The following is a 14,741-nucleotide window of genomic DNA, read 5'->3' as shown; positions in this document are numbered from 1 at the left end:
AAAATTGGTATGAATAATAAGGCTTTACAAATATCAAATTCTATTTATTTTTCTTATTCAAATGAATCTGCTTTTCAACATAATTTATCATCTGTAACGCAATATCAACCCCGCTTGTTTTTTCAATCATTTCTAAGCCTGGACTTGCATTCACTTCTAAAACCAATAATCCATTTTTTGAACGAATTAAATCCACCCCAGCCACATCTAAACCGATAGCTTTTGTAGCTCGAATGGCTATCAGCTTCTCGTCATCGCTTAAGGTAATTTTTTCGGTTTTTCCGCCACGATGACAATTCGCTCGAAACTCACCATCTTGCCCAATTCTCTGCATCGTTGCCACAACTTGATCACCAATTACAAAACAACGAATATCCGCATTGCCCGCTTCTTCGATAAAATCTTGCTGCAGCATAGATATATTGGTTTGTTTAAAAGCTTCCATAATGCTCACCGCACTTTGTGGTTTTTCAGCCAAAATCACCCCAATTCCTTGAGAACCATTTAGCGTTTTTAAAATTGTCGGCGAACTGATATGAGGTACCGTCGCCTGAGCTTGCACTTCACCGCCACTTAAAAGTGAATTGGGAACAGGAACAACAGCCTTCAACAAAAGTTGCAAACTTTTCCATTTATCACGAGCATTTAAAAATGCCTGAGATGAATTTAAACAAAAAGTCCACTTGCCTTCAAAATGCTGTAAGACAGAACATCCCATTTGTGTACTTGTTGTGCCAAATCGAGGCAAAACAGCATCATAATCAGGCAATAAATAAGGTTTCGACTCGGAGTTTTCTTGATAAAAAATCTGAAAGTGCGGTGGATTTTGTGAGAGTTTTAAGAGACAGCGATTCGGATCTAAAATATCCATCTCATGCCCTTGGTGTTTCGCAGCTTCTTTTAAGCGTTGGCAACTATAAAGACGAGGTTCGCGGCAAAGCATTAGTAATTTCATAATATTTAACTCATTGTCTACGATGTTCCGTATATTACACGAATAAAAACACTTTATGTAGACGATAAAAATCAGGTAGAATTGCCCAGAATTTTTAACTCAAAAAAGGAAATCTTATGTTCGTTGTTATTTTTGGTCGTCCTGGCTGTCCTTACTGTGTGCGTGCAAAAAACCTTGCTGAAAAATTAAAAGGCGAAGTTGCTGATTTTGACTATCGTTATGTGGATATTCACGCAGAAGGCATTACTAAAGAAGATTTATCAAAATCTGTTGGTAAACCAGTAGAAACCGTACCACAAATATTTATTGATGAAAAACCAATCGGTGGTTGCACTGACTTTGAAGCATTAATGAAAGAACAATTTGGTATCGTTGCTTAATTTTTCTTTTAATTTACAAAAAAGCCACTTTCAATCGGAAGTGGCTTTTTTCATAGAAGATTTTTAACCGTTATAACGTTTAAAAATTAATGTCGCATTTGTACCACCAAAACCAAAGCTGTTTGACATGACAGTTTGCAATCCAGCATTTTCTTTCGTCTCAGTAACGATATTGCAACCTTTAGCGGCCTCATCTAAGGTTTCGATATTAATACTTGGTGCAATAAAATCATTATCTAACATTAATAACGTGTAAATTGCTTCGTGTGCACCCGCCGCACCTAAAGAGTGACCTGTCATTGATTTGGTTGAAGAAATCGCTGGGATTTTATCGCCAAATACATTTTTGATTGCACCTAATTCTTTCACGTCACCTACTGGTGTAGATGTACCGTGTACGTTGATGTAATCAATTGGGGTATCGACAGTTGCCATCGCTTGTTTCATACAACGCTCTGCGCCTTCACCACTTGGTGCCACCATATCGTAACCATCAGAAGTTGCGCCATAACCTACGATTTCAGCGTAGATTTTTGCACCGCGAGCAAGTGCATGTTCTAATTCTTCCACAACCACAACTGCACCACCACCTGCAATAACGAAACCGTCACGGTTTGCGTCATAAGCACGAGATGCTTTTTCTGGCGTTTCATTATATTTAGTTGAAACTGCACCCATTGCATCAAACTCAGTAGCACATTCCCAAGATAATTCTTCTGCACCACCAGCAAAAACCACATCTTGTTTGCCTAATTGAATTAACTCAACCGCATGACCAATACAATGTGCAGAGGTTGCACAAGCAGAACTAATTGAATAGTTCACACCACGAATTTTATAAGGTGTAGCTAAACAAGCTGAAACACTCGATGCCATGGTTTTCGTTACAGCATAAGGGCCAATTGCTTTTACACCGCGAGGGCCACGTACCGCATCACAAGCCACTAATTGATTATGTGCAGAACCCGTACCAGCACCAATCACTAAACCAGTACGATCATTAGAAACCTGATCTTCTGTTAAACCTGCATCTTCAATCGCTTCACGCATAGAAAGATAAGCATAAGCCGCTGCATCACCCATAAAACGGAACACTTTACGATCAATGTGCTCGCTTGGGTTTAATTTGATTGTTCCGGCAACATGGCTACGCATATTCATTTCTACAAACTCAGGCACAACTTCAATACCTGATTTCCCTGCTTTTAATGAAGCCAATACTTCTTCTTTGTTGTTACCGATACTTGAAATAATCCCAAAGCCTGTAATTACAGCTCTTCTCATTGCTTCTTCCTTATTGTTTTATATGTAAAAATAACGGCTCAAAATTACTACGAAATAAAAATATTTCAAGCAATAATTCATTTGTTCGACCAGTTTAGAAAATCGCGTTATTATATGCAAATTTCATTAGGCAAGGAAGGAATAAAAAATGACTTTTAGCGTCCAACATGCTGAGATTCACTTCAATCAAAACCATATTCCCATCTCTGATCAATTCGATGATATCTATTTTTCTAACGAAAATGGATTGGCAGAAACAGATTATCTTTTTCTACAAGGTAATCAACTTTGGGAACGTTGGATAAACCACAACGATGCTAATTTTGTCATTGCAGAAACAGGATTTGGTACAGGATTAAATTTCTTTGCGGCAACCAAATTGTTCCGTGAATTTCGCCAGCAATACGAGAATCATCCTTTAAAACGCCTAAATTTTATTTCCTTTGAAAAATATCCGCTAAAAATCACCGCACTTTCGCAAGCTCATTTTGCCTATCCGCAGTTTGAAGATTTAAGCGCTCATTTGCAACGTTATTGGCCTTCATTGATTCTAGGTTGTCATCGTATTCATTTTGAAGAGACCACGTTAGATTTATGGCTTGGTGATGTATCAAAAAACTTGCCACAACTTGGCGATTATATGAATGAACGTATTGATGCTTGGTTTTTAGATGGCTTTGCGCCAAGTAAAAATCCTGAAATGTGGAATGATGATCTCTATAACCTGATGTTTCGTTTCACAAAACCCAATGGCTCTTTTGCCACCTTCACGGCAGCAAGTGCGGTCAGAAAAGGGCTTGAATCTGCTGGCTTTAATGTGACAAAACGTAAAGGCTTCGGTAAGAAACGAGAATGTTTAAGTGGGCTAAAAATACAATCAAAATCTACCGCACTTTCCACACCTTGGTATCTTGCTCAGCCTGCGAAAATGGAAAAACAAGATGTCGCTATTATCGGCGGAGGTGTTGCTTCCCTTTGTGCTGCCATTTCCTTAATAAAACGCGGGGCAAAAGTCACCATTTATTGTGAGGATGAAGCGCTCGCACTCAATGCCTCAGGCAATAAACAAGGTGCATTTTATCCGCAACTTAGCGATGATAATGCACTCACCGTTGATTTTTACCTGCACGCTTTCAGTTACGGTCTCCAATTACTTGATTGGGCAATCGCACAAAACATCGAGTTTGAACACGAATTTTGTGGCGTGGCACTATGTGCTTACAACGAAAAAAGTGCGGTTAAATTAACAAAGATTTCTCAACTTGGTTTACCGAACGAAATCTTCCAAATGCTGAATGCTGAACAACTCAGTGAAAAAGTGGGATTACCACTTAATTGCGAAGGCGGTTGGATTAAACAAGGGGCTTGGCTTGCACCAAGACAATTTGTTCAAAATGCCTTTTCATTTCTTGAAAAGCAGGGTGTCGTCATTAAAACCTCACAAAAAATTACCGCACTTTCTCAGCTAGAAAAAGGTTGGGAACTAAAAAATATGCAAGGTCAAAAATACAGCCATGAAGTCGTCATTCTTGCGAACGGATATAAAATTACTGATTTTATTCAAACAGAAAAGCTACCACTCTACCCTATCCGCGGGCAAGTTAGCCAAATTCCAACATCAGAAAACTTACTCAAACTGAAATCTGTACTTTGTTATGATGGCTATCTCACCCCAGCCGATCAATTAAAAACCTCACATTGCATCGGCGCAAGCCATATTCGAGATAATGTTGATCGCCACTTTAGCGAACAAGAACAACAAGAAAATCAACAAAAACTCCAACAAAATATCGCCCAACCTTGGACGCAAGATGTGGATACATCAGGTAATTTAGCGCGTGTCGGTATTCGTTGTTCTGTAAGAGATCTTGCCCCAATGGTGGGAAACGTACCTAATTTTGAACAGCAACAAGCGGATTATTACAATTTATTCAACCTCCGCCGCCGTAAACAACCTATTCAAAGTGCGGCCAATTTTCAGAATCTTTTCTTAATCGCAGCCTTAGGTTCTCGCGGGCTTACCTCCGCCCCACTCTTAGGTGAAACCTTAGCTTCAATCATTTATGGCGAGTCATTACCTATAAGCGAAGCTATATTACATAATCTTTCAGCTAATCGAGCTTGGGTGAGAAAATGGTTGAAAGGTTCGAAAGTTGAATAATTTTTTATTCTTAATGCTATTACCTGTTTTCCTAATAAACACTTTCTGAAAATTGAAACGCACGCTATAAAGCGTGCGTTATAAATTTGAAATAATAAAAAGATCATCAAGATAAATTACTTAACCTTTCCACAATTCAAACAATACAAATATTGACCTTTAGGATCATTAAATTTGGTTAATACATTCAATTCTTTTTGTAATTTTTGAATTGGAGCGGGCAGACCAAGCCATTTAACTAACTGCTCTTGCGTACCTTTTTTAGTATCGCGCAATAAAGTGCTAATTAAACTAACGTTATCATCTGTAAACCATTCCACGCTAAAATCTTGTACAGCAGTATCTTGGCGTTGATTCACTAATTGTTCTGCTTTATTAACCGCTTCATTAAAAGAACCGATCTCATCCACTAAACCATTTTGGAATGCATCACTGCCTAACCAAACCTGACCTTGAGCAAGTTTATCTACTTGTGTTTTAGAAAGCTGGCGACCTTTGCTAACAATTTCTAAAAATCTATCATAACCATGCTCAATTTCTGTTTGATAAATATCTTGCACAGATTTTGCTAATGGAGAAAAGGCTGATGTATTAGCTAATTCAGTGGTTGAAATACCATCAGCATTCACCCCAATTTTCTTAATGCTATTTTCAAAAGTCGGAAACATCGCAAAAATACCGATAGAACCAGTAATTGTATTTGCATCGGCAATAATATAATCCGCAGTGGATGAGATCCAATAACCGCCAGACGCAGCCATTGCTCCCATAGATACGATGACAGGCTTACCGATTTTCTGTAAGTTTTCTGTTTCTTGACGAATAATTTCAGAAGCAAAAGCACTACCGCCCGGTGAGTTGACTCGTAAAACAACGGCTTTTACTGAATTATCATCATAAGCTTTACGGAGAATTCGTGCAATGGTATCACCACCTGCATTTTCTTCATCACTTTCACCATCAATAATCGTTCCCTCAACATTCACGACTACAATTTTATTCGGTACATTGTAATGTTCTAAACGATCAGGCAGTTGAGTCAAATAATCATCAAGTTCAATGAGATTCGCTTTCCCGTCACTCCCTTTACCAAAAAGTGCGGTGAGTTTTTTATCTAAATCCAAACGAGTTACAACATCGGTTACTAATCCACGTTGTTGTGCATATGCCGTATTATTGCCTTTTAATGCTTTAAGATCCGATAAATATTGTTTCGCATTCGGCAAAACATTATCTTTCTTAATCTTGCGATTTTCGCTGACAGATAAAACATAATTATTCCACATTTCACCTAACCAACGCTGCATATTTGCTTTTGCCTCAGCAGACATATCGTTGCGTAAAAATGGCTCAACTGCTGATTTATAAGTCCCTACGCGGAAAATATGTGGTGTAACGGCTAATTTGTCGAGCATCTCTTTGAAATATAAATTCTCTTGCGATAAACCGTGAATATCCACACTCCCAATTGAATTTAAATAAATTTCATCAGCAAAGCTGGCTAAATAATATTGTCCTTGAGAATAATTATCCGCATAAGCAATCACTGGTTTTCCTGCATCTTTAAAATGACTGATAGCGCCACCAATAAAATCTAATGCGGGTAAATCTGCCCCCTCAAAATAATTAAGATCGAGCACTAATCCTTTAATTTTAGGATCATCTTCCGCTTGTTTAATGGCAAATACCACATCAAATGTCGAAATTTTTCTAGGGACGTGCTCGCCATTCAATTCGCTTAATGCATCTTGCCAACGAAGTGTTTCATCGCGGTTATCGGCTAGATAGCCATCTAAATTAAGTAATAATGCGCCTTCCCCCGTTAATGTTGCAGATTTTTTTCCACCGCTTGAAAAGCTAATAATCGCCACTAGCAATAGTACAAAACCTAAAAACACAACATTCATCACAAGATCACGAAGAAAACATAGCGCTTTCCAACATAATTTTAATACTCGAAACATACAAATTACCTTTAAAAAATTTGCGCTAGCGTATCACAAAGCCTTGTCAAAAACTATGTTATAATCCACCGCACTTTTACTTATAGGGGATAATAAAATGGATGCGTTAACTCTTTTAACAACAAGAAAATCAAACAAAAAATTGACCGCACCTGCACCTAATGCTGAACAGCTTGAACTTATTCTCCAAGCAGCAATGCACGCACCAGATCATGGGAAATTACATCCTTATCATTTTGTTGTAATAGAAAATGATGGATTAAATAAATTGGAAATGCTACTCAAAGCAGCCGTTGTGGAATTTGATTTGGGTGAAGAAAAATTAAAGAAAGCTGAAAATTTAGCACATCGAGCACCAATAGTTATTGGTGTCGTAGCAAGGATAGATCCAACTATCGCTAAAGTACCTGGATGGGAACAAATGTTGAGTGCAGGTTGTGCAACTTATGGATTACAACTAGCTGCGCAAGCACAAGGATTTGATAATGTGTGGATTTCGGGGAAATGGGTTAATGGCACTGCATTACGAGAAGCTTTCGGATGTCGTGAACAAGATCGTGTGATTGCGTTAGTCATGATTGGTACTGGCATGGAAAAAGCCGAACGTGAATGCCGAGTTATCGATACAAAAGATTTTGTAACCTATCTATAAAATATTGCTTGCTTTCCTCAAGACTTAGAGGAAAGCAAAATACTGCGCTATTCTTCTTCCAATTCATCCGCCATCGCTGCCAATATTTCTCGTGTAAGAAGGGCTAATTCACGATAAAAAGGCAAAGTTGCTTGATTTTCTACTTGAGTTAAAAACTTCGCCGCACAAGGTAATAAAAAAGTTTCAAAGAATTCTTGTTGAGCCACTAAAGAATCCGAATTATCTTCAAGCCAAGAGGCTGTGAGCAATAATAAAGCAAAATGATCCGCACTTTCCACCTCTGGCATATTGCGTACAAGGCGGAAATTCATAAATTCTTCAACATCAATCTCGTAAGCTGAAATAGAGGTCATGACTTTACCATTGGTACCAAATAATTTTTGATACTCTTGGTTCAATAAATCGAGATCAATTTTAGCTTGTAGGCTATTCAGCGCTAATTCACTTTCTTTATCAGTATCTAACGCCCAAACTTGACTCAAACCTTTTTGTTGTAACCAAGCAAACGCGCCTGCTAGCACTTCATCGGTAGGAGAACGATAAAAAAGATTACCGAATAATCGACTAATTAATGAAAAATTATTAATTTGTTTTTCAGACATTACGCATTTTCCTTTAAAAGTGCGGCCAATTTTTCTTTTGTTTTTTGAGTGGCAAGTTCAATCATTGCTTTACGCGCCTCATCATCAATTAAATGAATATCACCGAATAATTCAAACTCAACATTTTCAATGCCACAGTAATTAAATAATCCATTAATTAAACAATGATTGAGAGATTTATCCACACCAAATTCTTTATATTTATCAACATTACTGCCAATCGTAATAAATTGCTGCATTTGCTTATTTTTGAGCAAACCTACTGATTCGCCGTTTTCCGTTTTATAGGCAAAGCCATGGCTTAATACGCGATCCAAATAGCCTTTCAAAATTGATGGGAATCCCATCCACCAAAGGGGATAAACCAACGTAATTAAATCAGCTTGAAGAATAAAATCATGCTCTTGCTGAATATCTTCTGGAATAATACCTTTGTTAGTATTCTGCAATTCTTCATGAGATAAAATTGGATTGAAATTCATTTCATAAAGATCTCGAAAAAATACATTTACACCATTTTCTTCACTAATTTGCTCAATACGATTGGCAATCGCTCGCCCAAAACTACGCGCTGAATTAGGATGAGCAAAAATAATTAAGTGGTTCATTTTTCTTATCTATTTGTAAGGAAATAAAAGGTGGCAGAAGTCTATCAAAATAGACCGCACTTTGCATATAAAATCACATAAAAAAAGCGGGCATAGCCCGCTCTCTTATTTGCATCATCATTATGCTGCGTTTTTACGTTCTTCTTCCATGCATACTGCCGCAGTAAATAATACGTCAGTTGATGAGTTTAATGCCGTTTCAGTTGAGTCTTGTAAAATACCGATAATGAAACCAACACCGATCATTTGTGCTGCCACATCATCAGAAATACCAAATAAGCTACATGCTAATGGGATTAATAATAATGAACCACCTGCCACACCAGATGCACCGCAAGCACAAAGAGAAGCCACGATACTTAATAAAATCGCACTAACAAAAGATACTTCCACACCTAATGTGTGTACTGCTGCTAACGTTAAAATTGTGATCGTGATTGCAGCCCCCGCCATATTGATGTTCGCACCCAATGGAATAGAAACAGAATAAGTTTCTTCATCAAGGTTTAAACGTTTTGCTAATTCAATATTCACTGGGATATTTGCCGCAGAACTACGTGTGAAGAATGCAGTTACACCACTTTCGCGTACACAAGTCCATACTAATGGGTACGGATTACGGCGAATTTTCCAATAAACTAATGCTGGGTTAATAACAAAAGCAGTGAATAACATTGTACCGATTAATACAGCAAGTAATTGCACATAACCGCCTAATGCAACTAATCCTTTATCAGATAAGGTTTCAGCCACTAAACCGAATACACCAAATGGTGCAAAAGAAATAATGACGTGAACAATTTTTGATACACCTTCTGCAAAATCAGATAATACATTTTTAGTTGCATCAGATGCATGACGTAACGCTAAACCTAAACCGATAGACCATGCTAACACACCAATAAAGTTTGCTTTGAAAATCGCATTTAATGGATTATCTACCACATTTAAAATAAGGGTAAATAAAACTTGGCCAACTGCTTGCGGCGCTGAACTTGCATCTTCTTTGGTTGCAAGAACTACTTCCGTTGGGAATACGAACCCTACAATAACTGCGACAATCGCAGCTAAGAAGGTGCCTAAAAGGTAAAGCACGATGATTTCTTTCATATTGCTTTTCGTACCAATCTTACGGTTTGCAAGCGCAGCCATAACAAGGAAGAAAATCAAAATTGGGGCAACAGCACGCAATGCTTTAACAAAGATGCTACCTAAAACGCCTACTTTTTCCGCAATATTAAAACCTAAAGCACCTTCAAGTGCAGGTCCAACAAGCGCAATAATGATCCCTAGAACTAAACCAGTTGCAATTCTTTTTACTAAATTGCCCTGGAATAACAGACGAAATAAACGAGATGTGTTCATACTTTTATCTTTCTTTTTAATAAATTTAACTTCAGATTGTTACCAATCCACCTACAAGGGAATTAAAGATAGCGTAAATTCTTATCGAAAGAAAATATTTTTTGTTATTTTTTATCCAATAAGTGAACTTTTTTCTAAATTTGTTAGATATTTTCTAAAAACATACTTATAAAAAAATTTTTTATTTAACCTATTGACACCCTGTATGAAACACCAGTAAAATTTAACTGTACAAAAAAACAAGGTAAAAGGTTATTTATCCATATTATTTAACAGGAGATAAGAGAATGAACAACCAAACTTTGACTGCGCAATATGAAATGGATTTTTCTTATAATCCACTCCCTTTTTTCAGTGATATGGATGACAGCCTTAAATTCAATAAAAAACTAGACTTGAATCTTTATTGTATCAAACGTCCAAAGCAAACCTGTTTTATTCATGTAACCAACCCAAACATGCTAGCTTGGGGAATTGAAAGTGGAGATATGCTAGTCGTTGAAAAAAATGACGATCTTTATTCAGGTGATCTTGTTGTACTAGAAGAAAATAACGAATTTCATGTCTATGAATTTATTGCGCATAGCGGCAATTACCTTTTCATGGCATTGGATTCCACTACACCAAATATAAATACAAAAGATTGGTCGAATTTACCTATTGTCGGCACAGTAACCAATACGATTCATCAAATGAAACGTCGCGATAAAATGAAATGGGCTGCGTAGTTAAAGGCAAAATAAAAAAGTGCGGTGAAAATCAACCGCACTTCTATCTAGTATCTAGATTATATTTCAATTAATTACTCGTCACTTTACGTCTAGCAATAACTGCATCAGAAAGTTGTTGCAATAATCTTTCAGAATCTTCCCATCCAATGCACGCATCCGTAATACTTTGTCCATAAGTCTGTGCTTTGCCATCAACTAAATCTTGACGACCTTCCACTAAATGGCTTTCCACCATTACGCCAAAGATTTGTTTAGAACCAGATGCAATCTGATTACATACATCTTGGCAAACATCCATTTGTTTCTTGTATTGTTTACAGCTATTTGCATGGCTAAAATCAATCATTACATGAGGGATTCGGCCAGATTTCTCAATATCCGCACAAACTTTTGCCACATCTTCAGCATTGAAGTTTGGCCCTTTATCTCCGCCACGTAAAATAATATGACAATCTTCATTCCCTTTTGTAGAAACAATCGCTGAATGACCAAATTTGGTTACAGATAAGAAATAATGAGGGGCTTCGGCTGCGCCAATTGCATCTAAGGCGACTTTCACGCCACCATTGGTTGCATTTTTAAAACCAACCGCACAAGACAAACCAGAAGCTAACTCACGGTGAACTTGTGATTCAGTCGTGCGAGCACCAATTGCGCCCCAGCTCATAAAATCTGCAACATATTGTGGTGTGATCATATCTAAAAATTCACCAGCAGATGGCACACCTAAATCATTAATATCAGAAAGTAATTTTCGTGCAATGCGTAAACCATCATTTAAACGATAAGTATCATTTAAATACGGATCGTTAATTAAACCTTTCCAGCCCACAGTTGTGCGTGGTTTCTCAAAATACACACGCATAATAATTTCAAGGCTATCTCTATATTTTTCACGTAATGGTTTTAAACGGTTTGCATACTCAATCGCAGCTTTCGGATCATGAATAGAGCAAGGACCAATAATCACTAATAAACGATCATCTTTACCATGAATAATATTATGTGCCTCATAACGAGTTTGCTTCACTAATGCCGCAGCATGTTCACTAGCAGGGTATTTTTCTAATAAGGCAATGGGTGGTAACACCTGATCGACTTTTTCAATTCGCGTATCGTCGTTTGCCACGACAATCTCAATTTTCTCTTTAGCCATATATCACTCTCAAACTTTCAAATATTGTGTTTTAATTATGTAGGTAATCTACACCTATTTTTTGTACTAGTAAACTAGTTCGTTGTATTTTTTAAGAATAAAACCTACAAGTTCGTTATTAAACTATCTTTAACGTATGCTTGCAAGCCGAATAAAGTGAAATATTAAGTGAATAAAAGATAAAAAATACCGCACTTTCATGCGGTATTCACAAAATTAATGGCTACTTAATACTTGGGCTGGTTGTAATTTAGCGGCCCTACTTGCTGGATAAAGACTAGCAATTAAACTCAATGCAAGCGCTGCAACTAAAACCATCAAAACATCCAACCAATGTAACTCACTGGGCAAGAAATCAACAAAATACACATCGCCTGATAATAATTTCTTACCGAGAATCCACTCAATGCCTTGAATAAAGGTTGTCAAATTTAATGCAAGTATAATGCCTAACACGATACCAATTAAGCAACCTTTCATTCCTGCCTGTAAGCCATACCAAATAAAAATACGTTTAATGAAAGCATTATTTGCCCCAAGCGTGCGCATAATGGCTATATCGCCTTGCTTATCTTTTACCGCCATAATCAGAGTAGAAACGATATTAAAACATGCAACCCCAATCACGAGCACCATCGCGATGTACATCACTGTTCGAATAAGTTGAATATCGCGATACATATAACCAAATTTACCAATCCAGTTTTGAATATAAAGCATCTGTGGATAATCATTAAGCATAGATAAATCCAGATTTTTCACAGAAAAAGGATCATCTAATTTTAATTCAACCCCTGTTATTTGATCAGATTTATAAGTTAAAAATTCTTGTGCTTGAGCAAGCGGCAATAAGGCATAACTATAATCAAGTTGTCCATCTAGACGCAAAATTGCAGTGACTTGCACACGTTCACGAGTGGGTTGAGCAAGTTGTTCATCGCCGTTTTGCTGAGAAATAAGTAAGGTAACCCAATCACCCGCTTTTACATCGAGTTCTCTAGCAATACCCGATCCCAAGACTAATCCACCTTCTTTACCAAATTTATCCCAGCCTTGAGCTTGTACGAAATTACCAAGGGAGCTCACGCGATCTTCTGCTTGTTTTTCAACACCCTTCACCTGAACCACTTTCAGTTTTGAGCCATTTTCTACCAATGCAGTAAAACTAACAAAAGGGGAAATACCTTTAATTTGGGCATTTTGTTGTAAACGTTTTTCCAAATTTTGCCAATGGTGAATGGCTGGATCCGTCGTATTGGGCGCTGATAAGATCTCTGCATGGGGAACCACTGCAAGAATTCTTTGGTTAAGCTCACGCTCAAAACCATTCATAGCACTTAAACCAACAATTAAAACTGCAACACCCAGCGCAATACCGATAGCTGAAAATTTTGCAATTAACGCAACTAAAGGATTTTTCTGCTTGCCACGTTGATAACGCCAACTAATAAAAAACGGCGTATTCATCATACACCTTCCTTCAAAATACCATCTTGCATAACTAAACGGCGTGATAGTTTTTCAGCAAGCCCCATATCGTGAGTGACTAATAAAAAGGCAATATTTTGCTCTTGGTTAAGTTGTTGAATAAGTTCAAAAATGCTTTCTGTGGTCTTGTGATCAAGATTCCCTGTGGGCTCATCCGCTAAAACTAACGATGGATTATTCACTAAAGCACGTGCAATCGCCACGCGCTGACGTTCCCCACCAGAAAGCGCTGATGGACGATGCGTAATTCTATGACTTAATCCCACCGCACTTAGCATTTTTTCGGCACGATCTTTCGCTTCTGTTTTATTTTGATAACCAATCAACATCGGCATCATCACATTTTCAAGTGCGGTAAAGTCCGCCATTAAATGATGGAATTGATACACGAATCCTAAATAGCGATTGCGCAAAGCAGCTAATTCATTAGTCGATACTTTTTGCAAGGATTGTCCATTAATAAACACTTCCCCACTATTTGGCTGATCTAAGCCACCCAAAGTATGCAATAAAGTACTTTTCCCTGAACCAGAGCTTCCCACAATCGCAACCAACTCTGCGGGTTCCATAGAAAAAGAAACGCCTTTTAATACTTGCGTTTGATTTTCACCTTCTTGATAAAATTTATTGATGTTTTCGCATTTTAATAAATAGTTATTCATTTTTTACTCGTTTTAACCGCACCTTAGCAGCAAATCATCTCATTAAAAACTTGCGCGAGTCTATCACACTTTTCCCTGAGCTTAAATTTCAATGCGGCCAAAGCATTCAAATCCCGTTTCAGGAAAATATCTTTTAAGATAACCTTTTAAATAGCCTTGCGTCTCTTGACTAATGATAGGATCGTATTCGGGATAACCGTTATACATTACGCTTAGCACTGACACACCATGAGAACGACAAGCCTCTAAACTTAATAATGTGTGGTTGATACTACCTAATTTTCCCGATGTCACTAAAATCAAAGGATAATTATTTGACTGGATATAATCTAATGTAGTCGCCTCTTCACAATAAGGAACCATTAACCCACCCGCCCCCTCCAGCAACACATAATCATATTTTTCTGCTAAAAGTGCAGTAGATTTTTCAATAATTTTTTCATTAATTTCTCGCCCTTCGAGCTTTGCTGCTAAATGAGGAGAACAAGGGTATTCAAAAAGATAAGGACAGGTGTCGCCTTGTAAATCTTCTTCCGTCAAATCAATCCCTTGAATCTTTCGATGTACAAGCAAATCATCAGCGATATTTTTACAGCCTGTTTGAATCATTTTTTGTGTAATAACGGAAAAGCCTTGTTCCATCAACTTTTTAGCATAAATGCCTGTTGCAACTGTTTTACCTACATCGGTATCAATGCCCGATACAAAAATAACCTTGCCCATAAATACGCCT

Annotated in this window: 14 protein-coding genes; 4 read left to right on the top strand and 10 right to left on the bottom strand. The window is 37.5% G+C overall.

Annotation, left to right across the window (positions count from 1 at the left end; all coding sequences use genetic code 11):
• Positions 1-40: 40 nt before the first annotated feature.
• Complete coding sequence (locus DV427_RS07905; RefSeq protein WP_114891937.1) at positions 41-955, bottom strand: RimK family alpha-L-glutamate ligase; 915 nt, start codon at positions 953-955, stop codon at positions 41-43.
• A 116-nt stretch (positions 956-1,071) separates the two neighbouring features.
• On the opposite strand from DV427_RS07905, the gene DV427_RS07900 reads away from it, so the two are divergent.
• The gene (locus DV427_RS07900) at positions 1,072-1,335 is read left to right on the top strand and encodes a GrxA family glutaredoxin (RefSeq protein WP_005628952.1); all 264 of its coding nucleotides are present in this window, start codon (positions 1,072-1,074) and stop codon (positions 1,333-1,335) included.
• A gap of 63 nt (positions 1,336-1,398) precedes the next feature.
• Here the strand turns inward: DV427_RS07900 and fabB are convergent, their stop codons facing one another.
• Positions 1,399-2,619 carry a beta-ketoacyl-ACP synthase I gene (fabB, locus tag DV427_RS07895; RefSeq protein WP_114891936.1) on the bottom strand — a complete coding sequence of 407 codons (1,221 nt, stop codon included), beginning with the start codon at positions 2,617-2,619 and terminating at the stop codon, positions 1,399-1,401.
• Positions 2,620-2,767: 148 nt separating this feature from the next.
• Between fabB and mnmC the strand changes: the two genes are divergently transcribed.
• Complete coding sequence (mnmC, locus tag DV427_RS07890) at positions 2,768-4,780, top strand: bifunctional tRNA (5-methylaminomethyl-2-thiouridine)(34)-methyltransferase MnmC2/FAD-dependent 5-carboxymethylaminomethyl-2-thiouridine(34) oxidoreductase MnmC1 (RefSeq protein WP_114891935.1); 2,013 nt, start codon at positions 2,768-2,770, stop codon at positions 4,778-4,780.
• A 116-nt stretch (positions 4,781-4,896) separates the two neighbouring features.
• On the opposite strand, the gene sppA is transcribed toward mnmC, so the two are convergent.
• Complete coding sequence (sppA, locus tag DV427_RS07885; protein WP_114891934.1) at positions 4,897-6,744, bottom strand: signal peptide peptidase SppA; 1,848 nt, start codon at positions 6,742-6,744, stop codon at positions 4,897-4,899.
• A gap of 97 nt (positions 6,745-6,841) precedes the next feature.
• Here sppA and DV427_RS07880 point away from each other — a divergent pair, with 97 nt between their 5' ends.
• Positions 6,842-7,396 (top strand): NAD(P)H nitroreductase, encoded by a 555-nt coding sequence (locus tag DV427_RS07880; protein WP_114891933.1) that lies wholly within the window; start codon positions 6,842-6,844, stop codon positions 7,394-7,396.
• Positions 7,397-7,443: 47 nt separating this feature from the next.
• On the opposite strand, the gene DV427_RS07875 is transcribed toward DV427_RS07880, so the two are convergent.
• The 3 genes from DV427_RS07875 to sstT all read right to left on the bottom strand — a co-directional run bounded on the left by DV427_RS07875 (position 7,444) and on the right by sstT (position 9,971).
• On the bottom strand, positions 7,444-7,998 hold the full coding sequence (locus DV427_RS07875; protein ID WP_114891932.1) for a TorD/DmsD family molecular chaperone: 555 nt from the start codon (positions 7,996-7,998) through the stop codon (positions 7,444-7,446).
• Positions 7,998-8,606 (bottom strand): NAD(P)H-dependent oxidoreductase, encoded by a 609-nt coding sequence (locus DV427_RS07870; RefSeq protein ID WP_114891931.1) that lies wholly within the window; start codon positions 8,604-8,606, stop codon positions 7,998-8,000. The genes DV427_RS07875 and DV427_RS07870 overlap by 1 nt, the downstream gene beginning before the upstream one ends.
• A gap of 120 nt (positions 8,607-8,726) precedes the next feature.
• Positions 8,727-9,971: a serine/threonine transporter SstT gene (gene sstT / locus DV427_RS07865; protein ID WP_005626569.1), complete on the bottom strand. Its 1,245-nt coding sequence runs from the start codon at positions 9,969-9,971 to the stop codon at positions 8,727-8,729.
• A 287-nt stretch (positions 9,972-10,258) separates the two neighbouring features.
• Between sstT and DV427_RS07860 the strand changes: the two genes are divergently transcribed.
• Positions 10,259-10,699 carry a LexA family protein gene (locus DV427_RS07860; RefSeq protein ID WP_009500595.1) on the top strand — a complete coding sequence of 147 codons (441 nt, stop codon included), beginning with the start codon at positions 10,259-10,261 and terminating at the stop codon, positions 10,697-10,699.
• A 70-nt stretch (positions 10,700-10,769) separates the two neighbouring features.
• Here the strand turns inward: DV427_RS07860 and aroG are convergent, their stop codons facing one another.
• From aroG to bioD, 4 genes are all read right to left on the bottom strand, one after another.
• Complete coding sequence (gene aroG, locus DV427_RS07855) at positions 10,770-11,858, bottom strand: 3-deoxy-7-phosphoheptulonate synthase AroG (protein ID WP_114891930.1); 1,089 nt, start codon at positions 11,856-11,858, stop codon at positions 10,770-10,772.
• Between the two features lie 216 nt (positions 11,859-12,074).
• The gene (gene lolE, locus DV427_RS07850; RefSeq protein ID WP_114892186.1) at positions 12,075-13,325 is read right to left on the bottom strand and encodes a lipoprotein-releasing ABC transporter permease subunit LolE; all 1,251 of its coding nucleotides are present in this window, start codon (positions 13,323-13,325) and stop codon (positions 12,075-12,077) included.
• Positions 13,325-14,008, bottom strand: a complete 684-nt coding sequence (gene lolD, locus DV427_RS07845; RefSeq protein ID WP_114891929.1) for a lipoprotein-releasing ABC transporter ATP-binding protein LolD — start codon at positions 14,006-14,008, stop codon at positions 13,325-13,327. Before lolD ends, lolE begins: the two co-directional genes overlap by 1 nt.
• Before the next feature lie 81 nt (positions 14,009-14,089).
• Positions 14,090-14,731, bottom strand: a complete 642-nt coding sequence (gene bioD, locus DV427_RS07840) for a dethiobiotin synthase (RefSeq protein WP_114891928.1) — start codon at positions 14,729-14,731, stop codon at positions 14,090-14,092.
• Between the last annotated feature and the right edge of the window lie 10 nt (positions 14,732-14,741).

It is taken from the genome of Haemophilus haemolyticus (genome assembly GCF_003351405.1).
GTDB lineage: Bacteria > Pseudomonadota > Gammaproteobacteria > Enterobacterales > Pasteurellaceae > Haemophilus > Haemophilus haemolyticus_N.
The sequence above is the reverse complement of the archived record's forward strand: the minus strand, read 5'-3'. Positions and strand labels throughout refer to the sequence as shown.